A 21,862-nucleotide genomic window follows, 5' to 3' on the forward strand; every position below is an offset into this window, starting at 1 on the left:
TCAGCCCTCCGCTCGTACGACGGTCAGGTCGGGTGGTGACCAGGGCGCGTCGAGCAGCCGCTGAAACCAGGACCACGGTGGCAGCGGCGCGTTGTCGCCGGGGCTGCCCAGCGCCTGCGCGGCGACGAGGTGGCCGAGGCGCAGGCGCCGCGTCGGGTCGAGGTCGCGCAGCAGCCCGGCCAGGTAGCCGGCGGCGAACGCGTCACCGGCGCCGACCGGCTCCACCACCGACACGCGGGGCGCCGGGACGACGACCGGTGCGGCGTCGCGGCACAGGGCGGTGGCGCACACCGCGCCGTCCTTGACGACCACTGTCCGCGGGCCGGGCAGCAGCCGGCGTACCGCCGCCGCGTCGGCGGTGCCCCAGAGGGCGTACGCCTCGTCCTGGCCGACGAAGACCAGGTCGCTGCGGTCGGCGAGGTCACGCAGCACCGGCGCGGCCCGCTCGGCGGGCCAGAGCCGCGCCCGGTGGTTGACGTCGAAGCTGACCAGCGCGCCCGGCAGCGGCCGGTCGGTCACCGCGTGCTCGACCAGCGCCCGGCAGGAGGCGGAGAGCGCCGGGGTGATCCCGGACAGGTGCAGCACCCGCGCGCCGGCCAGCCGCGGGTCGGCCAACGCGCCGGGGTCCATCCGGGACGCGGCCGAGCCCGCCCGGTAGTAGTGCACGGCGGTGGCCGTCGGGCCCGGATCCTTGAGGTAGAGGCCGGTCGGGGCGGCCGGGTCCACACCCACCAGGTCGACGCGGACGCCGGCGTCGGCGACGTGCCGGACGACTGCCCGGCCGAAGGGGTCGTCGCCGACCCGGCTCACCCAGGTCGCCCGGTGGTCGAGGCGGGCCAGGTAACCGGCCACGTTGGACTCCGCGCCGCCGACCGAGACGGCCACCCGCTCGGCGTGCTCCAGCGGCTCGCCCGGCGCTGGGCACAGCACGACCATGGTCTCCCCCACCGTGACCACCTCGGCCGGCGGGGAGCCGGCCGGGGCGGCCGCGTGGTCGGGTCGGGGCTTGCTCGACATGGCGGCACACGTCCTCGGGGAGGGGGTCCGGGGCGTCGCCGAGCCTAGGCGCGTTGTGCCAGACGAGCAATCTGTTGCGCTCAGCGCAACGAATGTCAGGGCAGGGTCAGTCCGTACGCGGCCAGCACCTCGGCGATCGGCTGGTAGTAGGTCGTGCCGCCGGAGGTGCAGTTGCCGCTGCCTCCGGAGAGGATGCCGATGATGGTGCCGGTGGACGCCACGTACAGCGGTCCGCCGCTGTCTCCCGGCTCGGCGCAGATGTTGGTGCGAATCAGGCCGTAGATCACGCCGGTGGCGTAGTTGACGGTCTGGTTGAGACCGGTGACGGTGCCGCAGCGGACGCCGGTCGTGACGCCGCTGCGGCAGACCGCCTGCCCGACGTACGCGTTGCCGGGGCCGTTGATGGTGAGCAGCCCGGGGTAGGTATAGACGGCGCTCGGGTGGGCGATCCGGCCGGTGTAGCGGATCAGCCCGTAGTCGTCGCCGGGATAGCTGGTGGCGGTGCGGGTGCCGAGGGCGGTGGTCTGCGCGCTGTCGGCGTACCAGGTGGCGGCGGCGGCGGTGCAGTGGCCGGCCGTGATCACGTAGTAGGTGCTGCCGCTGCGCGCGTTCGCGCCGAGCGAGCAGCGCGTACCGCCGGCCCGCGCCGACGCCGCCGATAATCCTCGGGAGAAACGGCGGGAGGCCGGGCATGACCACCGGAGGCACCGGGGCGCTGGTACGCCGGCTGGACGGGTCGACCCGGGCCACCCTGCTGGAGCTGCTCTTCGACGTGGTCTTCGTGGCCGCGCTCGCGCAGACCTCGAAGCTCCTCGCCGACCAGGAATCCTGGGCCCGCAGCGCGGCCGTGTTGCTGATGCTGACGGCGATCTGGTGGACCTGGTCGGTCACCACCACCACGACCGAGTTCTACGACCCGCAGCAGCGCCCCATCCAGGCCATCCTGATGATCGCCATGGTCGGTTCGGTGGGGATGGCGGCGTCACTGCCGATGGTCACCAGAGGGCAGGCCACGGCCTTCGCGCTCGCCTACGTCGGCACCCACGTGGTGCGTGGCATCGTCCTGGTCAGCACGTTGTACCGGCAGCAGCACCACGCGGCCATGGCGCGAGCCACCCGGTTCCTGTTCTGGTTCCTGGTCTCCGGCGTCCTCTGGATCATCGGCGCGCTGGCCGACACCGCGCGGTGGTGGATCTGGATCATCGCGATCGTGATCGACCTGCCCTCCGCGGCGGCGCGGTACCCCACACCCGGGCTCGGGCGGGTGCCGCTCGACCAGTACGACCGGACCACGGCGCACCTGGGCGAGCGGTACCAGCAGTTCGTCATCCTGGCTCTCGGCGACATCATCCTGGTGCCCACCCTGGAGGTCAGTCGCAGCGAATTCGACCGCCTCCGAGTCACCGCCCTGCTCTGCGCGTTCGCCATCATGCTGCTGCTCTGGCAGATCTACGTCTACCGAGCCGGCGAGTTGCTCGAGACCGCGGCCGCGTCGGTGCCCGGCAGGTCCACCCGGATCGCCCCGTACAGCCATCTGGTGCTGCTGGTCGGCGTGGCCGTCACGGCGGCCTCCTTCGACCTGGTCGTGGAGCGACCGACCGGAACGACCCCGGTGCGGTGGCTGATGCTGATCATCGGCGGGCCGCTGGTGTTCGTGCTCGGCCGGGCGCTGTTCACCTACCTGCTGTCCTCCCGCGTGCCGTGGCGGCGAGTGGCGACGCAACTGCCACCCCTGCTGCTGCTGCCCAGGGCCGGGGGCTGGCCACCGGTGCTGGTCACCGCGGTCGTGGCCCTCACGCTGGCCGGGCACGTTTTGGTCCCCACCCACGGCAGCCAGGAAACCACCCGAGGGCTCCAACCACGATGACCCGCCGGATGACAGTCGACGGTCAGGCGAGGTGCCGACCGGCCCAGTCGGCGAGGTCCCGGGCGCAGGCGTCCACCGACTCCCGCCACGTCCGGGCAGCGCCGTCGCCCGCCTCGTCGCTGACCTGCTTGATCAACCGGCAGGGCACACCGGCCTGGGCGGCGGCCCACGCCACCGCGTACCCCTCCATGTCGACCAGGTCGGCGCGCTGGGCCAACCGGTCCCGCGCGTCGTCGTCGGCCACGAACGTGTCGCCGGTGGCCAGCACCGCCCCCTCGGCGGCCAAGGCCAGCGGCGCCCCGTAGGTCTCGCCGGTGAGCGTGCGCAGCAGGGCCGTGTCCAGGTCGTGTTGGAGCACGGTGGCGACCTCGTGGATGCCCGCCCACCCGGGGCGCAGCGCCCCGGCCGTGCCGAGGTTGAGCAGCAGGCTGGGGCGCGGCCCGGCGGCCAGCACCGCCGCGACCGCGCTGGCGGCGTTGACCTTGCCCATGCCGGTGAGCAGCACCGGCAGGTCGGGCGGCAGGTAGCGGGCCTCCTCCCCGACGGCGAGCACCACCAGCGGACGATCGGCGCGGACCGTGCCCCGAAGAATCACCGCAGCATCCTAAGGGCCGTCGTCGACCGGCCCGCTGTGCACCCAGTCACCATCCAGGTTCGTCTCACCGCACGTCCAGGCACGTGCGGCAGGCTGGTCCCGCGACCATCGGGCCCACCCGAGCACACCGCCGCCGATCACCGGCGACGCCGCCGGGGGGTCCGGGCCGTCGACGAAAGAGGTGACGAGGGTGTACGACGGACAGGAGTTCCTCCGCGACAAGCGGTGGTGCCTGAGCAGGCGGACGCTGCTGACCGGAGCCGGCGCCCTCGGCGGGGCGGGGCTGCTGAGCGCCTGCGGTGGCGGCGACAGCTCCGCCGACCAGGCGGCCGCCACCCCCGGCACCGTGCTGGCTCGCACCGGCGACGTGCCGGTCGGCGGCGGCACGGTGGTCGACGGGGTCCTGGTCGTCCAGGCCGAGGCCGGCACCTTCACCGCGTACGACGCGACCTGCCCCCACCAGGGCGTACGGGTCGGCGCACCGCGCGACGGAGTGATCACCTGCCCGGCGCACAACTCCACGTTCGCGATCGGCGACGGCGCCCGCCTGGGCGGGCCCGCCAGCCGGGGGCTCACCGAGATCCCCGTGCGGGTCGACGGCACCGACATCGTCCGCGCCTGACCGCTGCCCGGCCGGCGGTCAGTCGTCGGTGAACCGGTACACCACGAAATCCTTGTCCGCGCCGCACGCGATCACCCGCGTGTTCCACGAGCAGGACGCGCTGCGGACGTCGACGAGCTGGCCCAACTCGTCGACGGCGCCCGACTCGGCCCACACGCCGGCCACGCTGCGGTTGTCCGCCACCGTGCTGGTCGGCTCGGCGAAGACGAGCAGGTTGCCGGCGTCCAGTCGGGCCGCCACGCCGGGGCGATCGGCCAGCACCGCCTTGCCGGTGGCGTCGAAGAGGGTGACCGTCGCCTTCGGGTACTCCCGTTGGGTGAGCACCTGCTCGCCGACCGGCACCAGACCGGTCGCGCCCGGCGCCGACCAGGAGATCGCCGACTTCCCCTCGGTCGCCGCCACCACCTCGGCGCGCTCGGCGTCGCTGTTGCGCACCTGCACCAGGCAGGCCCGCCGCTCGCCGCAGGCCACCAGCGCCTTCGGCCGGTACTCCGCGTTCTCGGCCCGGTAGAGGACCACCGGCGCCGCGTCGGAACCCAGGTCGTACGCCAGCACCTGGTACCCGCCGTCGGTGGGGGCCACGTAGAGGCGGTCCTCGTGCGCCACCACCAGGTCGTCGAGGTCGGCGACGTTGCCCCACTCGCGCAGAACCGAGCCGGAGGACATGTCGAGCAGCCGCGCCGAGCGGTCCGCCCCGATCTGCACGAGTCGTCGCCCCTTGCCCGTCCACGGGTCGCGGGCGCCGCCATCGAGGTACGCCGGCCCACCCGCCGCCTCGTCGGTGCCCACCGGCCGGACGACGGTACGCGCGCCGCCGTACTGGTCACGCGGGTTGGGCTTGCTCCACTTGTCGGTGCCGTCGCCCAGCCGCAGGCCGACCAGCCGCCCGGCGGCCCGGTCCACCAGCACGGCGGTGTCGTCGGAGAAGTAGACGTCGTCGTCGCCGCGGACCGCCCGGTGCCAGCGCTGGGCGCCGGAGCGGCCGTCCAGGACGGCCAGTTCACGCGGTGTGCTCTCGCCCGGCGCGTCGGCGAGGACCGCGACCGCCCCCGGTACGGCGACCAGGCCGGCCCAGTCGTCGGCGGTGACGCCGGTCTGCCGTCGCCACAGCTCGTCGCCGGTGCCGGTGTCGACGGCGACCACCTCCAGCCGGTCGTCCGGCAGCGGGTACCCGAGGTAGGCCCGGTCGCCGAGCACCGCGGTCCACATGCCGCTGGGCCGTTCGGCGCCGGCCGGCAGCCTCGACAGCTCGCCCAGCGATCCGAACTCCAGGTCTGGGTAGCGGTCCCGCAGCAGGTAGAGCGTCGCCGCGGTGGCCACCCCGGCCAGGGCGAGCACCGCGCCGAGCACCACCCAACGGGCCCGCCGCCACGTCGTACCGCCGGGCGGGGTGGGCGTCGGCGTGGCACCCGCCGCGCCGACCAGCGTGCCCGCGACGCCCGCCGGCTCCGGCACGGTCGGCGCGAGCGCTGGCGGCCATCCCGGGCCGCCCGGTCGGGCCGCCGCCGGCCCGGGTTGCGACGGTACGGTCGGCGCGGTCGACGCCGCAGCCGGCGCGGACGGTCCCGCGAGAGCCGGCTCCGGCGGGCCCGCCGGAGGCGGTACGGGCAGCGCGGTCGGGGCGGCCTGCCGTCCCGCGTACGCCGGCAGCGCTCGGCGCAGCGGAAGGTCCGTCAGCGCGCCCTCGGCCACCGGCAGCTCCGGCTGGTCCAGCACCGTCGGCGCCACTCCCAGCTCGGCGTGCAGCATCCGGGCGACCAGCGGAATCCGCGAGGAGCCGCCCACCAGGAACAGCCCGGCGAGCTGGTCGGGGCGGAGCCCGGCCGCGGCGATGACCTCCCGGGCCCGCTGCACCGCCCGGCGCAGCAGCGGCGCGGCCACCCGCTCGACGTCCTCCCGCGTCAACCGCACCGCCTCGGCCACCCCCGGCACCGCGACCGGGGCCTCGGCCGAGCGCGACAGCGTCTCCTTCGCACCGCGCACCTCGTCCCACAGCCGGACCTGGTCGCGGCGCTGCGCCGGATCCGACGGCCGGACCAGCCGGGCCCACCGCCGGGCGTGCCGCTCGCCGAGCAGCTCGCCCACCCGCTGCACCAGCGCCGCGTCCAGATCGAGACCACCCAGGTCGGGCAGGCCACCGTCGGCGACCACCCGGAAGCCGGAGTCACCCCACGGGTCGGCGCCCTCGTTGCGCAGCACCGCGACGTCGAGCGTTCCGCCGCCGAAGTCGAACACCGCGATCGCGCCCCCGACCGGCACCGGCCGGTGCAGCACCTGCGTGTAGTAGCGGGCGGCGGCCACCGGCTCGCGCAGCAGCCGGGTGCCCGGCGGCGTCGGCCCGGCGAGGGTGTGCTCGGCCGCCTGCGGCCAGCCCGCCCGCAGCAGCGCGTCGGCGAGCACCTGCCGGCGCGTGTCGTCCCAGGCCGCGGGGCAGGTGAGCACGGCCGGAGGCAGGAAGCCGACGGCGTCCACCGCGGCCCGACCGACCGCCGTCAGCACCGCGGCGAGCAGCTCCGCCGGAGGGTACGCGCGGTCACCGAGCTGCACGGTCGGCTCGTCCACCCGGCGCTTCGGGTTCGCCTCGAACCGGGCCGGATCGGCCTGCGCCAACCGCCGGGCGTCCATCCCGACGTGCAGGGTGCCGTCCGGGTCGGCGTACACGGCGGACGGGCTGACCGGCTGACCGTCCATCAGCAGCGGACGGGTCCGCCCGTCCGGCCACCGCAGCACGGCGACCGTGTTGGACGTGCCGAGGTCGACACCGAGGGCGTAACCCTCGTGCTGGCCTGCCATCTGCCGATACCTCCGCCGCGACGAGGGAAACCCAGCCCCGCATCGTACGCAGCCCGCGCCGCCGGACCGATCAGTCGGTGCGGGTTCGGTGGGCAGTGCGCCTACCAGCGGAACAGGGCGTAGATGTCACAGACGTTGGTGCCGGTCAGCGCCGCCTCGATGATCTGCCCCATCCTCGCCAGCGGCTCGTAGGTGTTGTTGTCGGCCAGGACCCGTTCCCACGAGTAGCCGAGGTCGCTCAGCAGGCCGAAGCTCCCGCCGGTGACCCACGCGCCCATCGCCTCGGCGACGAAGTCCTGGCCGTCCGTCGCCAGAGCGACGAAGCAGGTCGAGCGGGAGCCCGAGATGTGCCGTGCCACCCGCCAGGCCAGTTCCTGACATCTGCCGCCCCGCCCGCCTCCACGGACGTTGACGGTGGCTTCGCCGCCGCCCAGCACGACCCGGGGTGGTGGCCCGCCGTCGCGGGTCGCCAGATCCAGACGGCGGGCGAAGAGCGCCGCCACATCCTGCGTACTGCCCTGCAGGGCGCTACCGATGATGTCGGTTCGAAACCCGCGACGCGCCGCCTCCTCGGCGCAGAGCCGCACCGCGAGCCCCGGATCGCCGACCATGGTGTTCCGGCATTCCGCGTGACCGGCGAACCTGCTTCTGCGCAACTCCATCGCGGCGACGAAGTTCGCCGTCAACCTGCTCGGGATCTCGGCCTTCTGCATGATCTCGACGACCGCGTCGGCATCCGTGACGGACGGGTACGTCATGCCCGAGCCGACGCCGGCCGGCCCCACCTGAACGTTGTCGCACAGTATGTACGAGCAGCAGCGGGCACCCAGTGAGTACGACAGGAGCCCGCCGTTGTGAATGGCGGACACCGACCGCCTGACCATGTTGACGGTGGTCACGTCCACCCCGGAGAGCACGAGGATCCGGGTGACCTCGGTGAGGTCTTCGAGAGTGACCGGTGGCAGCGGCAGGACCGCCAGCGCCGACGCTCCTCCCGAGATGCCGAACACGATCACGTCGCGCTGGTCGTAGGCGCCTGACGTCAGGAACGAGCGGAGTTGGATGCCGGCGGTGAGGCTGTTGCTGCGCGGGAAGGGATGGTCTCCCACCAGTTGGGTCACGCCGGGGATCGGCGTGCCCACGGACTTCGACACGCAGATTCCGCCTCGAAATCGGGTGCCGCTGGCCGCGACGATGGCCGACGCCATCTCGTGCGCGGCCTTTCCGACGGTGACGGACCGGACCGAGCGCACCCCGGGATGGAGGAACGGTTCACGATCTATCGCCGTCGCGGTCAGCTTCGTCGCGTGCAGACCGGGCAGGCAGGCGGCCGCGACCGACACGCACGTCTGGACTTCTGGCAACGAACGCACAACAGGCCCCCGCGTCATCGTCTGAGGTCCCTAGAGCACGACTCGCACGATGCGGCGGGCGAGCGTGCGGGGATCCTCGCGGTCACTGGAAAAGACCTCTGTTCTGCCCGGACTCTCCTTCAGCCCGTCGAGATATCCGGCCCGCAGCGCCGTCCAGTAGGACTCCAGCCCGATGTCCTTGCGGCTGAACGGGCTGAGTGCGCTCCGCTCGAGCGTGGTCGACAACGAGACATCGAGGAAGACCGTCACGTCCGGTTCGATTCCCCTGCTGGCAAAGGCGGTGACCCCTGCCACGACCTCCGGCGGCAGGCCCCGCACGTGAACGAAGAAGGCGGAGACGGACAGCGACCAACGGTCCGCGATGACGATGGCGTCCGGAGCGTCGGCGGAGACCCTGCTCAGGAGGTGGGCCTTCCTGCTGAGGTGACCGGCATACAGCATGAGTTCGGTGTTGGCGTCCAGCTCGTCCGCGAGCTTGGCCGGGTTGGTGATCGACTTCAGCCGCGTCGAGATCGGATCTCTGACCACGAGATCCTTCAGTTCGACGCAGGGCACTCCGTCGGAACGCAGGAGCGCGGCGACGGCCCCGCAGGTCGTGGACTTCCCGGCATTGGTCATTCCCTCGATCGCGACAAGCACCGACTGCACCCTCCTAGTTCGATCCCGCACCGACCTCCTTGGGCCCGGTGTCGAGCGCGAGCGCATCGGACTCCGCCGCACGGCGCTCGTCGAACGGCGTGAACAGGACGTTCTGCCGCGGTTTGGCAGACAGATCCCGGACTGCCCGACGCTTCACACGGGCAGGTATGGTCAGCGAACCCTGGGCCAGGTCATCCATTTGTTTCTTGATGGCACCGAGCGCGTCCCGCAGATCAGAGTCACGTCCGGGTGGGATCGCCATGATCTGTTCCAACTCCCGGCGGATGGCGCCGTACCTGGCCGAATCCGCGCGGTAGCGATCGGCCCGCTGCTCGAAGCGGAGGAACGTCTGGAGACTGGACAGGACCACGGAACACAGACTCAGGACACCGGTCGCGATCCGTATCCAGAGTGCCGGGTCGGCCGCGAGGGTTGCGAAGATTCCCGTGCTCACGACGGCGGAGAGCGCGATCGTCGTGCCGCCGATCAGGCTGTTCAGGCGGGAGTAGTGGTTACCGGTGTCGTACTGCACACGCTGACTCTGCCTGCTGCGTCGATGCCAGTCGGCGATGAGCTTCTTGGTCGAGTCGTCCATTCCCGACCTCCGGATGTCAAGAAGTGCCCGCGCTCAGGCGGTCACGCAACCGCCGGTGTCGTTCTTCGACGGGCGCTGCGAAGACGAACCTGTTCTTCTGGGGCGAGAAGCAGAGGTCTCCCGCAGCGTCCTTGAGGAACACCGCCTCAAGTTTCGGCTTCTCGATGAACTCGCCGGGATCGAGCAGGAACGCCGCGCGCGTGTAGGCGCCGGCATCGACCTGGTAATAGATGGTCAACAGGTCGACGAAGGGCCCCGGCTCGGCACGACCACCGACGGACGCCATGGTCGTGATCCGGTCGCAGGACTCGTCCAGAGAGATCTTCTCCCGCACGTACAGACCGAGGGCGTCGTCGGACAGGAGCCCTCGGCAGATGGCCCACTCCCGATCACTGATCGGCAGCGCGTCCCGCAGATCCGACCAGACCGCCAGGGTGTATTCGTGCTGCAGGCCCTTCTGCTCCTCGGCCAGAGCGCGGGGCTTACCGATGTCGTGAAGGCACAGCATGAGTCGGAGCGCCCGCAGCCGCAGGCCAAGCGGCAGCGGGACGGCACTGAACCACTTTTCGAACAGGGAACAGACCATGATCGTGTGGTCCCGGAGCGAATAGTCACGCTTTCGGGAATTCCTTCCCCGGAGCTGTTCCTCGATCGCCGGAATGGTGGCCAGAACGCCCAGAGCGCGCTCGGGAAGGTACGTCGCGTCATCGACCAGGCCCTCAAGTCGCGAGCGGACGACCGAATGATCCAACTGAACCTCCCACCGTGCCCCTACGGCGTGCCCTACGCCTAGCTTGCAGCGACACCGATGAGTAGGCAAGGCGACCCTGCTCCACATCCTCCGAAACGGTCGACCTCGTGCTCGCCTCCCCTTCCCGTGCGTACTGGTGCAGGATTGCCGACATGCTTCGCTCACCTCGCGCGCTCCTGCTGGACTTCGGTGGCGTCTTGGTCGACGCGCCGCCACAGCCCCCGGCGCCGCCCGCGCTGGTCGACCGGTTCTCGCACCTCCTGGGTGGGCTGGTCTCCGACGCGCAGATCGCCGCCGACCTGCGCGAGGGCACGACCGCGTACGCGCATTGGCGTGACGAGGTGGGCACGACAGGCGACCCGGTCGAGCTGCCGCACGCGCGGGTATGGGCCGAGTTCGTGACGCCACGATGGCCGCCTGCGGCCCGTGCGGCCGTCGAGCGGGAGGCGACCGCACTGGCGTACGCCTGGACCTCGCGAGCCGAGTGGGAGGTCCGCCCGGGCATCCCGGAGGCGCTGCGTGCCGCCGCTGCTGCCGGCCTGCGGCTGGCGGTGGTCAGCAACACGCTGTGCGGCGCCGCCCACCGGGACTACCTGAACACCGCCGGCTTGTCCGAGCTGTTCGCCGCCGAGTTCTACAGCGACGAAGCCGGGCCCCGCAAACCCAACCCACAGCTCGCGCTTCTGGCGGCGCGGGCCATCGACGTGTCCATCGACGAATGCTGGTTCGTGGGTGACACCGTGCACCGGGACATCGCCTGTGCCCGCCGCGCCGGTGCTCAGGCGGCGATCCTCATGCGGTCGCCCCGGACCGACCGGGAGCCGCCACATCCGGAACTCGTTCCCGATGCCGTGATCGAGGACGGGCACGGTCTGCTCGCGCTGCTTCGACAAGTGTGGGGCACGGCGGTCGCGGCACCGTAAGCGAACCGCAAGATCTGCCGGGTCGGGGCCGTCGGCTCCGCTGGCTAGGCTGGCCCGGGAGGTGGCCGGTGGCGCAGCGGGTGCTCGTGGTCGACGACGATCGCACCGTCAGCGATGTGGTGTGCCGCTACCTGGAGCACGCCGGGTACGAGGTGAGCCACGTCGGGGACGGGCTAGCCGCCCTGGAGGCCGTCCAGGACCGGCCGCCGCACCTGGTCGTGCTGGACCTGATGCTCCCCGGGCTGGACGGGTTGCAGGTGTGCCGGCGGCTGCGGGAGCGGCCGGACGGCGTACCCATCATCATGCTGACCGCACGCGGCGACGAGGCGGACCGGGTGCTCGGCCTGCAACTGGGCGCCGACGACTACCTGGGCAAACCGTTCTCTCCGCGCGAGCTGGTGCTGCGGGTCGGTTCGGTGCTGCGTCGGGCCGGTGAGCCGGCCGCGCCGGCGGCCGAGCTGCTGGCCGACGCGGGGCTGGAGGTGGCCACCGGGCCACGGATCGCCCGGCTGCACGGCCGCGAGCTGGCCCTGACATTGCGCGAGTTCGATCTGCTGGCACACCTGATGCGGCACCCCACGCGGGCGTTCAAACGCACCGAGCTGCTGGAACGGGTGTGGGGGTGGAACTTCGGCGACCAGTCCACGGTGACCGTGCACGTGCGACGGCTGCGGGAGAAGATCGAGGACGACCCGGCCGAGCCGCGACGGATCGTCACGGTCTGGGGCGTCGGCTACCGGTACGAGCCAGCCGATGCGTGACCTGGCGCTGATCTTCGGGGCGGCGCTCACGGCCGCGCTCGGCGTGGGCCTGCTGGGCGCGCTCACCCTGCGGCTGCTGCGCCACCGGTCGATCACCGTGCACGTGTGCGTCCTGCTCACCGTCACCGTGGCCGCCGTGGTGGCCGGAGTGGTGGTGGTCGCCCAGGCGATGTTCCTGTCTCCGCACGACCTCCAGGTCGTCCTGCTCACCGTCGCCGCGGCGGCGGTCGTGAGCCTCGGCGTCGGCTGGTACTTCGGGCGGCGACTGGCCGTGGCCGCGGTCTGGGCGGCCCAGGCCCGGGAGCGGGAACGGCGAGTCGAGAAGGGCCGCCGGGACCTGGTGGCCTGGGTGTCACACGACCTGCGGACGCCGCTGGCCGGCCTGCGGGCGATGGCCGAGGCGCTGGAGGACCGGGTGGTCGACGACCCGGAGACGGTCGCCGAGTACCACCGGCGGATCCGCCTGCAGACCGACCGGATGACCCGACTCGTCGACGACCTGTTCGAGCTGTCCCGGATCAACGCCGGGGCGCTGCGCCTGACACTGTCGGCGGTGCCGCTCGGTGAGGTGGTCTCCGACGCGTTGGCCGGCACCGCGCCGCTGGCCAAGGCCCGCCGCATCCGCCTGGTGGCCGCCGAGTCGGGCTGGCCCACGGTGCTGGCCAGCGAACCCGAGCTGGCCCGGGTCGTGGGCAACCTGCTGCTCAACGCGGTGCACTACACGCCGAGCGACGGCACCGTACGGGTGGACGCCGGGTGCGAGAGCGACGCCGCCTGGCTGGCGATCGCCGACACCTGCGGCGGCATTCCGGAGGACGACCTGCCCCGGCTGTTCGACGTGGCGTTCCGGGGTGAGCCGGCCCGTACGCCCCGCTCCGGTGGGGAGGGCTCCGGCGGGCTGGGGCTGGCGATCGTGCGCGGCCTGGTCGAGGCGCACGGCGGCCGGGTGGACGTGCAGAACGTCGTCGGCGGCTGCCGATTCGTGGTCCGCCTGCCGACGGCCTGACGCCCCGCGGCGTCAGCGTCCCGCTGCCAGCTCGCCGAACCAGCGTCGCCCCCGCCGGAACACGTCCCGCACCGCCAGGCCGGCGGCGTCGGCGACCGGGTGCACGGCGCGCGCGTCCAGCCGGGCCCAGCGGAACGCCGGGCCGAGCAGCAACCGGCCGGCGCGCTGCTCGGCGGCCACCCGGGCCAGGCCCTGCCACAGCCCCGCGCCGGGCGGCTCCAGCTCGACCAGCACCGTTCCGTCGGATGCGAGCAGCTCCCGGCAGCGGCGCAGCAGCGCGACCGGTTCACCGCCGATGCCGATGTTCCCGTCGATCAGCACCGCGTGCGCCCACCGGCCCTCGCCGGGCAGCGGCTCGAACAGGTCGCCGTGCACCGCCACCGCGCCCCGGGCCCGCGTCAGCCGCACCGCCGTCGCGGAGACGTCCACGCCGACCGCCGTCCGCCCGGCCCGGGTCAGCGCCACGGTGAGCCGCCCCGGCCCGCAACCGAGGTCGAGTGTCGGCCCGGCGCACCGCTCGACCAGCCCGGCGACCGCCGGCTCGGCCGGTCCGTGCCAGCGGTCCACCGGTAGCCGGCTGCGGACACCGTCGCCGTGCACCAGCCACCGCCTCCGGGCCGCACGGTCGGCGAGGGCGGCAGCGAACGGATCCGCCCCCGTGCCCGCCGACGACCCGTCGTGCCCCCGCGCCGGCACCGCAGGCGACGTCGATAGCGCCTCGATCGGGGCGGTGTCGACGGGATTCACCGCCGACCTCCCGGCTGCAGGGCGAGGCGGACCGCCGCGACCTGTCGGGCGAACCGACCCTCGGGCGCCTCGACGGCCACCGCGAGGGCGTCGGACCACTCGTCGACGTCGCGCAGCACCGGCAACGGCGCGGTACGCAGGCCGCGCCCGGTCAGGGCCGCCCACGTGTCGTGGCCGGTGTCCGGCGTCGACATCGGCACGTCGCGCAACACCCGGGCGTGCCGGGGGTCGCGCAGCCCGAGCGACCACCAGCCGCCGTCGCGCGCCCGGCCGAGCACCGCGTCGGTGGCGCCCAGGCGCACCACCGCCGCGGCCAGCCCGGTCGGCGTCACCTGCGGGGTGTCCATCCCGATCTGGAGCACCGGCCGACCCGGGTACGCCGCCGCGACCTCGGCGTACGCGTTGGCGAGCCGATCGCCCAGGCCGACGCCGCGCTGGTCGAGCACCACCCAGCCGGCCAGCGCGGCGGTCAACGCGGCGGCGTCCTCCGCCTCGGTCAGCCGACCCGTCCAGGCCAGCACCGGCGTGACACCGGGGGTGGCGCGGACGGCGTCGAGGGTGTCGCGCAGCGCGGCGGCCGCGATCCGGGCCGCCTGCGCCGGGGTGGCCGGTGGGCAGAGCCGCGTCTTCACCGCCCCCGCGACGGGCGCCTTGGCGACCACCAACAGGACGGTCACCGGGGGCCCTCCACGGTACGCAGCACCCCGGCGAAGTCACGGGTCGCGCGCAGGGTGCCCCGCACCGAACCGGACACCTTGGACCGGGTGCCGGCGGCCCGGGGCGCGTAGGTGACGTCCAGCTCGTAGATCCGCCAGCCGGCGGCGGCGGCCCGGATCAGCAGTTCGAGGGGGTAGCCGAAGGCTCGGTCGGTGACGCCGAGGTCGAGCAGCGCCTCGCGGCGGGCCACCCGGATCGGGCTGAGGTCCCGCAGCGGTACGCCCCGACGGCGCAGCAGCGCGGCGACCAGCGCCGTACCGGCGCGGGCGTGCCACGGCCACACCCCGGCCCCGACCGGCCGTCGCCGGCCCACGCTGAGGTCGGCGGTGCCCGCCTGCACCGGGGCGACCAGGGCCGGCAGCTCGGTGGGATCGAACGACCCGTCGGCGTCGAGGACGCACACCACCTCGGCGTCGGCGGCCTCCAGGCCGGCGTGCACCGCCGCGCCGTAGCCGCGCCGGGGCTCGTGCACCACCCGGGCGCCGTGCCGCGCGGCCACCTCGGGCGAGCCGTCGCGCGAGCCGTTGTCCACCACGATGGCCCGGTAGCCGGGCGGCAGCGCGGTCAGCACGCCGGGCAGGGCGGCCGCCTCGTCCAGGCAGGGCAGCACCACGTCGATCTCAGTCGGCATACCGCCGACGCTAGGGCGGCAAGCCCGCGGCGGAGGCCGAAATGTGCTTACCGAACCCTTACCACCTGGGCATTTCTTACCGTCCGGTGACGGGCCGCCGATTGGCGAGCGCGAGGGCGGGCTGTCGCCGTACCGTCCGGTGGTCATGGCCTCGACCACCACTCTCGCCGCCGCCCCCGGGCGGACCCCGCCCCGCCGCCGGGCCGGCGACCTCCTGATACTGGGCGTGGAGGCGGCGCTGCTCGCCGCCGCCGTGCTGGTGGGCGCCCTGCTCAACGCGCGTGGCGCCGGGCTGCACGCCGACGCCGCTCCGCTGTACGCGACGTGGCGGCCGCACGTCGGCTGGGGCAGCCCCGCCGCGCTGGCCGTAGCGGTCGCGGTGGTGGGGTGGGGAGCGCGGTGGGCCCGCACCGCCCGGTGGGGTGTCCTGCTGGCTGCCGCGTGGCTGACCGCGGTCGCCTGGACGTTGTCGTTGGCCCTGGTGGACGGCTGGACGGCAGGGCTGACCCGGCGGCTCACCCCGCAGGCCGAGTACCTGCACGAGGTTCCCGGGGTGACCGACATCCCGGCGATGCTGGCCGGCTTCACCGGCCGGATCGTCGACTTCCAACCCGACGCGTGGTCCACCCACACCGCCGGGCATCCGCCGGGCGCGCTGCTGATCTTCGTCTGGCTGGACCGCATCGGCCTCGGCGGAGGCGCCGCCGCCGCGCTGGCCTGCGTGCTGGTCGGCGCCACCGTCGCGGTGTCGGTGCCGGTGACCCTGCGGGCGCTCGGCGCGCCCGACGCGGCCCGCGCGGTGCTCCCGTTCCTGGTGCTGCTGCCGGGGGCGGTCTGGGTGGGCGCCTCGGCCGACGGCATCTTCGCCGCCGTGGTCGCGGCCGGCCTGGCGCTGCTGGCGGTCCGTGGCCGCGTCGCCGCTCTCGCCGGCGGGGCGGTGCTCGGGTTCGCGCTGTACCTGTCGTACGGGTTCCTCCTGGTCGGCGTGCTCGCGCTGGCCGTGGTGACGCTGCGACGTACGCACCGTGGGGGCGCGCTGCTCGCCGCCGCCGTCGGGGTCGCGGCCGTGACGGCGGCCTTCAGCGCGGCGGGCTTTCACTGGTGGGTCGGCTACCAGTTGGTCGTCGAGCGGTACTACCAGGGCTGGGCCGCCGACCGCCCGTACGCCTACTGGGTGTGGGCCAACCTGGCCGCGCTGCTGCTCAGCGCCGGGCCCGTGCTCGGGCCGGCGCTGCGCCGCGTGCTGTCGGCCGCACGGTCGCCGTGGCCAGGGCTGCGCGCGGCGCTGCCGGCGCGTGCCCCCACCCCGCCGGGCGGACCGGCGCCGGGTGGGCCGCGCTTCGGGCCGGGCGCGGCCGCGCGCGGGTGGCGGGCCGTCGGCCGGCTGGCCACGCCTGCGGCAGCAGCGGTACGCGCAGCCGGCCCCACCGTGCTGCTACCGCTGGCCGCCCTGGTGGCGGTGCTCGGCGCGGACCTGTCCGGGCTGAGCAAGGCCGAGGTGGAGCGGATCTGGCTGCCGTTCGTCGTGTGGCTGCTGGTGGCCACCGCCCGCCTGCCGACGGGGTCCCGGCGCTGGTGGCTGGCCGCGCAGGCGCTCACCGCGCTGGCCGTCAACCACCTGGTCTGGACTGTCTCCTGACCACCCCGGCCGCACCGCCCGGCCACACCGCCGCCCGGCTGCACTGCAGCACCGCCCGGCCGCGCCGCCGCACCGCCCGACCGCGCCGCCCGCCCTCCGGCCGCCTACCACTCCGTTGAGCGGAATGACTGTGAGTCATACTTATGACCCACAGTCATACCGCTCATTGTCGGTACCGGCTCGTCGCGCGCGCCGACCACCGCGAGCCACCACCGCCGGAGCGAGCACCCACGCCCGAGCGAGCACCCCCGCCGGCCAAGCACACCGCGCCGCGCGAGCATCACCGCCGCGCGTACCACTCGGCGTGGACCAGCCGCGGGCGGCGGGCGGCGGGCGGTCAGCCTGCGACGGCGGCTGGTTCCCGGAGCGGGTCGGTGGCGAAGCCGGCCACGCCCTCGGCGAAGCCGACCCGGGCCGTGTAGCCGAGCAGTTCCACGGCCCGGCGGGGGTCGGCGACCACGTGCCGCACGTCGGCCGCGCGGGCCCCACCCACCACCTGCGGGGCCGGCCCGCCCATCGCCTCGGCCAGGGTGACCGCCAGCTCTCCGACCGTGTGCGGCTCGCCCGAGCAGACGTTCACCGGCACCAGCGTGGCCGGCGGCGCGCTGCTGGTGAGGGCCAGCAGGTTGGCCCGCGCCACGTCGGTGACGTGCACGAAGTCGCGCCGTTGCCGGCCGTCCTCCAACACCCGCGGCGCCACGCCGGCCGCCAGCGCCGACCGGAAGATCGATGCCACTCCGGCGTACGGGGTGTCGCGGGGCATCCGGGGGCCGTAGACGTTGTGGTACCGCAGCGCCCACACGGCGCCGCCGGTCTGCCGGGCCCAGGCGGCGGCCAGGTGCTCCTGGGCGAGCTTGCTCGCGGCGTACGTGCTGCGGGGTTCCAACGGCGCGTCCTCCGGCACGAGCACCGGATCGAGTCCGCGGCCGCAGTGTGGGCAGGTCGGGTCGTACCGGCCGGCCGTCACGTCCTCGGGCCGGCGGGGCGCGGGGCGCACCGTGGCGTGCTCGGGGCAGGCGTAGCGCCCCTCCCCGTAGACCACCATCGAGCTGGCCAGCACCAACCGACCGATCCCCGCCCGGTGCAGCGCCGCCAGCAGCACCGCCGTGCCGTAGTCGTTGTGCGTGACGTAGTCGGGGGCGTCCGACGGGTCGAGGCCGTGGCCGACCATCGCCGCCTGGTGACAGACCGCGTCCACGCCGGTCAGCAGCCGGTCCAGCAGGGGGCCGTCCCGGACGTCGCCGCGGACCACCTGGTGCCCGCGTGACCAGGCGGGCAGCTCGCCGCCGTGTGCCTGGGGCAGCAGCGCGTCCAGCGCCACCACCTCGTGGCCCTGCTCGACGAGCAGGTCGACGACCTGCGACCCGATGAACCCGGCCGCGCCGGTGACCAGTACGCGCATGCCGGTCACGGTAGGGCGGACGGGACGCCCGGCGGGCCGGTTCGGCGGACCCGTAAGGAGTTCGCAACAGCTCGGCGGGCGCCGACGCCCCGGTAAGCGTTCGGTAATGCGGTAAACCCGGCCCGGCCGTACCCCTGCGGTCTAACCTGCCGGCAGTGCCCGCCACCGGCCCACGCGCCCGGCCGGGCCGACCGGTGTGGACGACAACGGCGCGTGACGGCGAGGAAGGGGCAGCGGGTGCCGGTTAGCAGACCCGGCCCGAGCGGCAGCGAAACCCGGGCAACGGACGCGGACGGCTACGGCGCGCCGCGCCGGCTCTGGCGCGGGCTGGCCCAGCACCCCCCACCGGGTGTGGACGCCGCCAAACGGAGCTGGCGCAGCCCGTTGCGCGGCCCCTGGCTCACCGCCGTCTACGGGTCGGTGCTGCTGGTGGCGCTACCACTGGTGATCATCACCGGGCTGCTCGACTACGCCGCCTACAGCCCGCAGTTCGACCAGGCGTTCCCGGCGAACGTGGGCTGGCTGCGGCTGCCCGCCTTCGGCTGGCCGACCCGGCCGTCCTGGCTGTTCCGGGTCACCCAGGGGCTGCACGTGACGCTCGGCATCGTGCTCGTCCCGGTGGTGCTGGGCAAGCTGTGGTCGGTGCTGCCGAAGCTGTTCGACTGGCCGCCGGCCCGCTCCCTGGCCCAGGTGCTGGAACGACTGACCCTGCTGCTGCTGGTCGGCGGGATCCTGTTCCAGATCGCCACCGGCCTGCTCAACATCCAGTACTCGTACGTGTTCGGCTTCGACTTCTACACCGCCCACTACTTCGGGGCCTGGATCTTCACCGGCGCCTTCGTGGCGCACGTGATCATCAAGTTTCCCCGGCTGGTGACCGCGCTGCGGTCCCGCCCGCTGGGCGCGGAACTGCGCACCCCGCGCGCCGCGACACGACCCGAGCCGCCCGACCCGGACGGCCTGGTCGCCGCCGAACCCGGGCCGGCCACGGTCAGCCGGCGCGGCGCGGTCGGCCTGGTCGGCGGTGGTGCGCTGCTGCTGGCCGTCCTCACCATCGGGCAGAGCCTGGACGGCCCGCTGCGACGCACCGCGCTGCTGCTGCCCCGCGGACGACAGCCCGGCACCGGGCCGAACGGTTTTCCGGTCAACCGCACCGTCGCCGCCGCCGGCGTACGCCCCGAGCAGACCGACGCGAGCTGGCGGCTGACGCTGCGGGGCGGCGGCCGGGCCGTGACCCTGGACCGGCCCGGCCTGCTGGCCATGGCGCAGCACACCGCCGCCCTACCCATCTCCTGCGTGGAGGGCTGGTCCACCCGGCAGACCTGGACCGGCGTCCGTCTTCGTGACCTGGCCGCGCTCGCCGGGGTCGCGGACCCGGCCTCGGCGCGCGTGTCGTCGCTGGAGCAGGCCGGGCTGTTCCGCACGGCGGTGCTCGCCGCCAACCAGGTCCTCAATCCGGATTCGCTGCTCGCCCTGCGGGTCAACGGCGTCGACCTCGCCCCCGACCACGGCTACCCGGCTCGGGTCATCGTGCCGGCCCTGCCCGGGGTGCACTGCACGAAGTGGGTCACCGAGATCGACTTCCGGGGTCAGGCCGATGGCTGAGCGGGCCGGGCCGACCGGCGGACGGGAGGGGCCGACGGAGGGACGGGCCGGGCCGACGGCTGGGCGGGCCGGGCGGTTGCGGGCCGCCTACGGCGCCGCGCCGTGGCATTTCGTCCTGGTGACGTCGGCCATCGTGCTCGCCGGCTGGGTGGCGCTGCGGCTGGCGCAGGAGGCGACGTTCAGCCGGATGCTGCTCTGGTTCGTCGGCGCGGTCATCGCCCACGACCTGGTGCTGTTCCCGGTGTACGCGAGCGCCGACCGGGTGCTGCGCGCGGTGGTACGCGATCGTGTCACGCTGCTCAACCACCTGCGGGTGCCGGCGCTCGGCACGGCGCTGCTGTTCGTGGTCTTCTCCCCCGGCATCCTGCGGTGGGGCGAGACCACCCACGAGGCGGCCTCCGGCCTGACCCAGCGGCCGTACCTGGTGCGCTGGTTGGTGCTCAGCGCGGCGCTCTTCCTGCTCAGCGGCGCGACGTACGGCCTGCGCGCGGCGTTGGGCCGGCGCGGTTCGGCGTCCCGCGCCCGGCGCTGACGGCCCCGGGCGCCCGGCCTGCCGGTCGGGCGCCCGCAGTGGTCAGGCCGCCGGCGCGTTGGCGTACGCCGCGACGGCCCAGGCGCCGTCCGTGCGGTGCAGGACCCAGGTGGCGTGCCGACGCCGTTCCGTCGGCAGCTCGTCCTCACCGGCCATCAGGATGCCGGCAGCGCTCACGACGATCGCGGTCTCTCCGAGCACTCGGATGTCCAGTGGCTCGTCGACCCCACGGGATCCCTTCAGCGGTCCGGCGAACCCGGCGGCCATGTGCGCCCGCACCGCCTCGCGGCCCTGGTGCAGCACACCGGGCATGACCACTGTGGCGTCCGGACGGTAGAGGGCAGCGAAGGCGTCCGCGTCGTTGTCGCCCCAGGCGGCGTAGAGGCGCCGGAACAGGTCGAGGATGGCATCGGTGGCGGTTGGCGCGTCGCCTTTCGGGGCGAGCGAGGTGTTGCTCATGCGGGTGACCTCTCTGTCGGTGGCGCCGTCGATCCGACGCCGCGCTGGACGTGCCGCGCCGCACCAACGGGGCGCGGGCCGACGGCACGTCTCACAGGGGGATACCGGCGAGCGGCAGTGAACTCATCGCTGCCGGCGGTGGGCATTTCTCACCGCGCCCGCAGCTGGGCGGGGAGCGTGCCGCGCTGGCATGCTGCCGGTGGAGGTGGCGCATGGATGTGCTGGCGGGCGACGGTTTCGTGACGACGACGGCCGGGCTGCGACCCGAACTGCTGGCGCACTGCTACCGGATGCTGGGCGCCGTCGACGAGGCCGAGGATGTCGTCCAGGAGACGATGCTGAGGGCCTGGCGGGCGCGGGACCGCTACGACGCCGCCCGGGCCACGCCGCGTACCTGGCTCTACGCGATCGCCACCAACGCCTGCCTGACCGCGCTGGAGGGCCGCCGACGACGACCGCTGCCGACCGGTCTCGGCCCGGCCAGCGAGGACGCGGACGCGCCGCTGACTCCGCGCATGGACGTGCCCTGGCTCCAGCCGCTGCCGGACGCCCGGCTCACCGGCACCGATGACCCCCAGATGGTGGTGCAGCGGCGTAGCAGCCTGCGGTTGGCGCTGGTGGCGGCCCTGCAGCTGCTGCCGCCGCGGCAGCGCGCGGTGCTGATCCTGCGCGACGTGCTGCGGTTCAGCGCCGCCGAGGTGGCGGGGCAGCTGGGCACCTCGGTTGCCGGCGTCAACAGCGCCCTGCAGCGGGCACGCGCCGGGCTGGCCGACACCGGACTGCGCGACGACGCCGTGCGGGAGGCCGACGATCCCGAGGTACGCGCCACGGTGGACCGGTACGTGCGGGCGTTCGAGGCCGCCGACGTGCCCGCGCTGGTCGACCTGCTCACCGACACGGCGGTGTTGGAGATGCCGCCGGTCCCCCTCTGGTATTCGGGCCGGGCGGCGTACGGCCGGTTCATGTCCCGGGTTTTCGCCCTGCGGGGCCGTAACTGGCGGGTGCTGCCGACGGCGGCGAACGGTCAGCCGACCCTCGCCGCGTACTGTCGGCAGGACGGCCCGGGGTACCGCCTGCACACGGTGCAGGTGCTGACCGTCGTTCGGGCCAGGGTGGCGCACAACGTGGTCTTCCAGGACCCGGCGGTGCTGCGCGCCTTCGCTCTGCCGACCACGCTGGGCTGAGCGG

At 74.1% G+C, this 21,862-nt stretch carries 22 protein-coding genes and 1 pseudogene; 10 read left to right on the forward strand and 13 right to left on the reverse strand.

Features of this window, described 5'->3' with window-relative positions; all coding sequences use genetic code 11:
* Together ABZT87_RS21130 and ABZT87_RS21135 are read right to left on the reverse strand one after the other, a co-directional pair.
* Complete coding sequence (locus tag ABZT87_RS21130; RefSeq protein ID WP_355137561.1) at positions 1-1,017, reverse strand: sugar kinase; 1,017 nt, start codon at positions 1,015-1,017, stop codon at positions 1-3.
* A 95-nt stretch (positions 1,018-1,112) separates the two neighbouring features.
* A pseudogene (locus ABZT87_RS21135) lies at positions 1,113-1,655 on the reverse strand (S1 family peptidase); the annotation flags it as partial.
* A gap of 53 nt (positions 1,656-1,708) precedes the next feature.
* Here ABZT87_RS21135 and ABZT87_RS21140 point away from each other — a divergent pair.
* On the forward strand, positions 1,709-2,884 hold the full coding sequence (locus ABZT87_RS21140) for a low temperature requirement protein A (RefSeq protein WP_355137563.1): 1,176 nt from the start codon (positions 1,709-1,711) through the stop codon (positions 2,882-2,884).
* Between the two features lie 22 nt (positions 2,885-2,906).
* Here ABZT87_RS21140 and ABZT87_RS21145 read toward each other — a convergent pair whose 3' ends face one another.
* On the reverse strand, positions 2,907-3,479 hold the full coding sequence (locus ABZT87_RS21145; RefSeq protein WP_354856108.1) for a nucleosidase: 573 nt from the start codon (positions 3,477-3,479) through the stop codon (positions 2,907-2,909).
* Between the two features lie 190 nt (positions 3,480-3,669).
* Here ABZT87_RS21145 and ABZT87_RS21150 point away from each other — a divergent pair, with 190 nt between their 5' ends.
* Positions 3,670-4,101: a Rieske (2Fe-2S) protein gene (locus ABZT87_RS21150; RefSeq protein ID WP_355137564.1), complete on the forward strand. Its 432-nt coding sequence runs from the start codon at positions 3,670-3,672 to the stop codon at positions 4,099-4,101.
* 18 nt (positions 4,102-4,119) lie between these two features.
* Here ABZT87_RS21150 and ABZT87_RS21155 read toward each other — a convergent pair whose 3' ends face one another.
* Positions 4,120-6,894 carry an Hsp70 family protein gene (locus ABZT87_RS21155; protein WP_355137566.1) on the reverse strand — a complete coding sequence of 925 codons (2,775 nt, stop codon included), beginning with the start codon at positions 6,892-6,894 and terminating at the stop codon, positions 4,120-4,122.
* 101 nt (positions 6,895-6,995) lie between these two features.
* Positions 6,996-8,147 (reverse strand): DUF4147 domain-containing protein, encoded by a 1,152-nt coding sequence (locus ABZT87_RS21160; RefSeq protein WP_355137770.1) that lies wholly within the window; start codon positions 8,145-8,147, stop codon positions 6,996-6,998.
* On the opposite strand from ABZT87_RS21160, the gene ABZT87_RS21165 reads away from it, so the two are divergent.
* Positions 8,029-8,292, forward strand: a complete 264-nt coding sequence (locus ABZT87_RS21165; RefSeq protein ID WP_355069191.1) for a hypothetical protein — start codon at positions 8,029-8,031, stop codon at positions 8,290-8,292. The two genes, ABZT87_RS21160 and ABZT87_RS21165, sit on opposite strands and share 119 nt — an antisense overlap.
* Before the next feature lie 5 nt (positions 8,293-8,297).
* Here ABZT87_RS21165 and ABZT87_RS21170 read toward each other — a convergent pair whose 3' ends face one another.
* Genes ABZT87_RS21170 through ABZT87_RS21180 form a run of 3 tightly spaced genes read right to left on the reverse strand, consistent with a single transcriptional unit; the run spans position 8,298 to position 10,252 of the window.
* Positions 8,298-8,906: a dTMP kinase gene (locus tag ABZT87_RS21170; RefSeq protein ID WP_355137568.1), complete on the reverse strand. Its 609-nt coding sequence runs from the start codon at positions 8,904-8,906 to the stop codon at positions 8,298-8,300.
* A gap of 13 nt (positions 8,907-8,919) precedes the next feature.
* The gene (locus tag ABZT87_RS21175; RefSeq protein ID WP_354856113.1) at positions 8,920-9,501 is read right to left on the reverse strand and encodes an SLATT domain-containing protein; all 582 of its coding nucleotides are present in this window, start codon (positions 9,499-9,501) and stop codon (positions 8,920-8,922) included.
* 16 nt (positions 9,502-9,517) lie between these two features.
* The gene (locus tag ABZT87_RS21180) at positions 9,518-10,252 is read right to left on the reverse strand and encodes a hypothetical protein (protein WP_355137570.1); all 735 of its coding nucleotides are present in this window, start codon (positions 10,250-10,252) and stop codon (positions 9,518-9,520) included.
* Positions 10,253-10,404: 152 nt separating this feature from the next.
* Here ABZT87_RS21180 and ABZT87_RS21185 point away from each other — a divergent pair, with 152 nt between their 5' ends.
* The 3 genes from ABZT87_RS21185 to ABZT87_RS21195 all read left to right on the forward strand — a co-directional run bounded on the left by ABZT87_RS21185 (position 10,405) and on the right by ABZT87_RS21195 (position 12,942).
* A complete protein-coding gene (locus tag ABZT87_RS21185) occupies positions 10,405-11,175 on the forward strand; it encodes an HAD family hydrolase (RefSeq protein WP_355137572.1) in 771 nt (256 codons plus the stop codon).
* Positions 11,176-11,243: 68 nt separating this feature from the next.
* The gene (locus tag ABZT87_RS21190; RefSeq protein ID WP_007461060.1) at positions 11,244-11,936 is read left to right on the forward strand and encodes a response regulator transcription factor; all 693 of its coding nucleotides are present in this window, start codon (positions 11,244-11,246) and stop codon (positions 11,934-11,936) included.
* The gene (locus tag ABZT87_RS21195) at positions 11,929-12,942 is read left to right on the forward strand and encodes a HAMP domain-containing sensor histidine kinase (protein WP_354856116.1); all 1,014 of its coding nucleotides are present in this window, start codon (positions 11,929-11,931) and stop codon (positions 12,940-12,942) included. Before ABZT87_RS21190 ends, ABZT87_RS21195 begins: the two co-directional genes overlap by 8 nt.
* Positions 12,943-12,954: 12 nt before the next feature.
* On the opposite strand, the gene ABZT87_RS21200 is transcribed toward ABZT87_RS21195, so the two are convergent.
* The 3 genes from ABZT87_RS21200 to ABZT87_RS21210 all read right to left on the reverse strand — a co-directional run bounded on the left by ABZT87_RS21200 (position 12,955) and on the right by ABZT87_RS21210 (position 15,037).
* Positions 12,955-13,545: a class I SAM-dependent methyltransferase gene (locus ABZT87_RS21200; RefSeq protein ID WP_355137772.1), complete on the reverse strand. Its 591-nt coding sequence runs from the start codon at positions 13,543-13,545 to the stop codon at positions 12,955-12,957.
* 140 nt (positions 13,546-13,685) lie between these two features.
* A complete protein-coding gene (locus tag ABZT87_RS21205) occupies positions 13,686-14,366 on the reverse strand; it encodes a DUF2064 domain-containing protein (protein WP_354860863.1) in 681 nt (226 codons plus the stop codon).
* Positions 14,363-15,037, reverse strand: coding sequence for a glycosyltransferase family 2 protein (locus tag ABZT87_RS21210; RefSeq protein WP_355137574.1), 675 nt, complete (start codon positions 15,035-15,037; stop codon positions 14,363-14,365). Before ABZT87_RS21210 ends, ABZT87_RS21205 begins: the two co-directional genes overlap by 4 nt.
* Before the next feature lie 145 nt (positions 15,038-15,182).
* Between ABZT87_RS21210 and ABZT87_RS21215 the strand changes: the two genes are divergently transcribed.
* Positions 15,183-16,676 carry a hypothetical protein gene (locus ABZT87_RS21215; RefSeq protein WP_355137576.1) on the forward strand — a complete coding sequence of 498 codons (1,494 nt, stop codon included), beginning with the start codon at positions 15,183-15,185 and terminating at the stop codon, positions 16,674-16,676.
* Between the two features lie 337 nt (positions 16,677-17,013).
* On the opposite strand, the gene ABZT87_RS21220 is transcribed toward ABZT87_RS21215, so the two are convergent.
* Positions 17,014-18,078: an NAD-dependent epimerase/dehydratase family protein gene (locus ABZT87_RS21220; RefSeq protein ID WP_355069211.1), complete on the reverse strand. Its 1,065-nt coding sequence runs from the start codon at positions 18,076-18,078 to the stop codon at positions 17,014-17,016.
* A 237-nt stretch (positions 18,079-18,315) separates the two neighbouring features.
* Here ABZT87_RS21220 and ABZT87_RS21225 point away from each other — a divergent pair, with 237 nt between their 5' ends.
* Together ABZT87_RS21225 and ABZT87_RS21230 are read left to right on the forward strand one after the other, a co-directional pair.
* Entirely contained in the window at positions 18,316-19,683 is a 1,368-nt protein-coding gene (locus tag ABZT87_RS21225; protein WP_355137578.1) for a molybdopterin-dependent oxidoreductase, read from the forward strand.
* On the forward strand, positions 19,676-20,215 hold the full coding sequence (locus ABZT87_RS21230) for a hypothetical protein (protein WP_355137580.1): 540 nt from the start codon (positions 19,676-19,678) through the stop codon (positions 20,213-20,215). The genes ABZT87_RS21225 and ABZT87_RS21230 overlap by 8 nt, the downstream gene beginning before the upstream one ends.
* A gap of 42 nt (positions 20,216-20,257) precedes the next feature.
* On the opposite strand, the gene ABZT87_RS21235 is transcribed toward ABZT87_RS21230, so the two are convergent.
* Complete coding sequence (locus ABZT87_RS21235) at positions 20,258-20,674, reverse strand: SgcJ/EcaC family oxidoreductase (protein ID WP_355069206.1); 417 nt, start codon at positions 20,672-20,674, stop codon at positions 20,258-20,260.
* A gap of 212 nt (positions 20,675-20,886) precedes the next feature.
* Here ABZT87_RS21235 and ABZT87_RS21240 point away from each other — a divergent pair, with 212 nt between their 5' ends.
* Entirely contained in the window at positions 20,887-21,858 is a 972-nt protein-coding gene (locus ABZT87_RS21240) for an RNA polymerase subunit sigma-70 (protein WP_355137582.1), read from the forward strand.
* Positions 21,859-21,862: the final 4 nt, after the last annotated feature.

The sequence above is a fragment of the Micromonospora sp. NPDC005237 genome, assembly GCF_040607775.1.
Classification (GTDB): Bacteria; Actinomycetota; Actinomycetes; order Mycobacteriales; family Micromonosporaceae; genus Micromonospora.

What these genes read in the sequence shown, in the direction of transcription:
- ABZT87_RS21195 (WP_354856116.1), top strand. Translation starts at nt 11,929, where the DNA reads ATGCGTGACCTGGCGCTGATCTTCGGGGCGGCGCTCACGGCCGCGCTC.
- ABZT87_RS21155 (WP_355137566.1), bottom strand. Translation starts at nt 6,894, where the DNA reads ATGGCAGGCCAGCACGAGGGTTACGCCCTCGGTGTCGACCTCGGCACG.
- ABZT87_RS21215 (WP_355137576.1), top strand. Translation starts at nt 15,183, where the DNA reads ATGGCCTCGACCACCACTCTCGCCGCCGCCCCCGGGCGGACCCCGCCC.
- ABZT87_RS21235 (WP_355069206.1), bottom strand. Translation starts at nt 20,674, where the DNA reads ATGAGCAACACCTCGCTCGCCCCGAAAGGCGACGCGCCAACCGCCACC.
- ABZT87_RS21210 (WP_355137574.1), bottom strand. Translation starts at nt 15,037, where the DNA reads ATGCCGACTGAGATCGACGTGGTGCTGCCCTGCCTGGACGAGGCGGCC.
- ABZT87_RS21230 (WP_355137580.1), top strand. Translation starts at nt 19,676, where the DNA reads ATGGCTGAGCGGGCCGGGCCGACCGGCGGACGGGAGGGGCCGACGGAG.
- ABZT87_RS21185 (WP_355137572.1), top strand. Translation starts at nt 10,405, where the DNA reads ATGCTTCGCTCACCTCGCGCGCTCCTGCTGGACTTCGGTGGCGTCTTG.
- ABZT87_RS21220 (WP_355069211.1), bottom strand. Translation starts at nt 18,078, where the DNA reads ATGCGCGTACTGGTCACCGGCGCGGCCGGGTTCATCGGGTCGCAGGTC.
- ABZT87_RS21240 (WP_355137582.1), top strand. Translation starts at nt 20,887, where the DNA reads ATGGATGTGCTGGCGGGCGACGGTTTCGTGACGACGACGGCCGGGCTG.
- ABZT87_RS21140 (WP_355137563.1), top strand. Translation starts at nt 1,709, where the DNA reads ATGACCACCGGAGGCACCGGGGCGCTGGTACGCCGGCTGGACGGGTCG.
- ABZT87_RS21130 (WP_355137561.1), bottom strand. Translation starts at nt 1,017, where the DNA reads ATGTCGAGCAAGCCCCGACCCGACCACGCGGCCGCCCCGGCCGGCTCC.
- ABZT87_RS21175 (WP_354856113.1), bottom strand. Translation starts at nt 9,501, where the DNA reads ATGGACGACTCGACCAAGAAGCTCATCGCCGACTGGCATCGACGCAGC.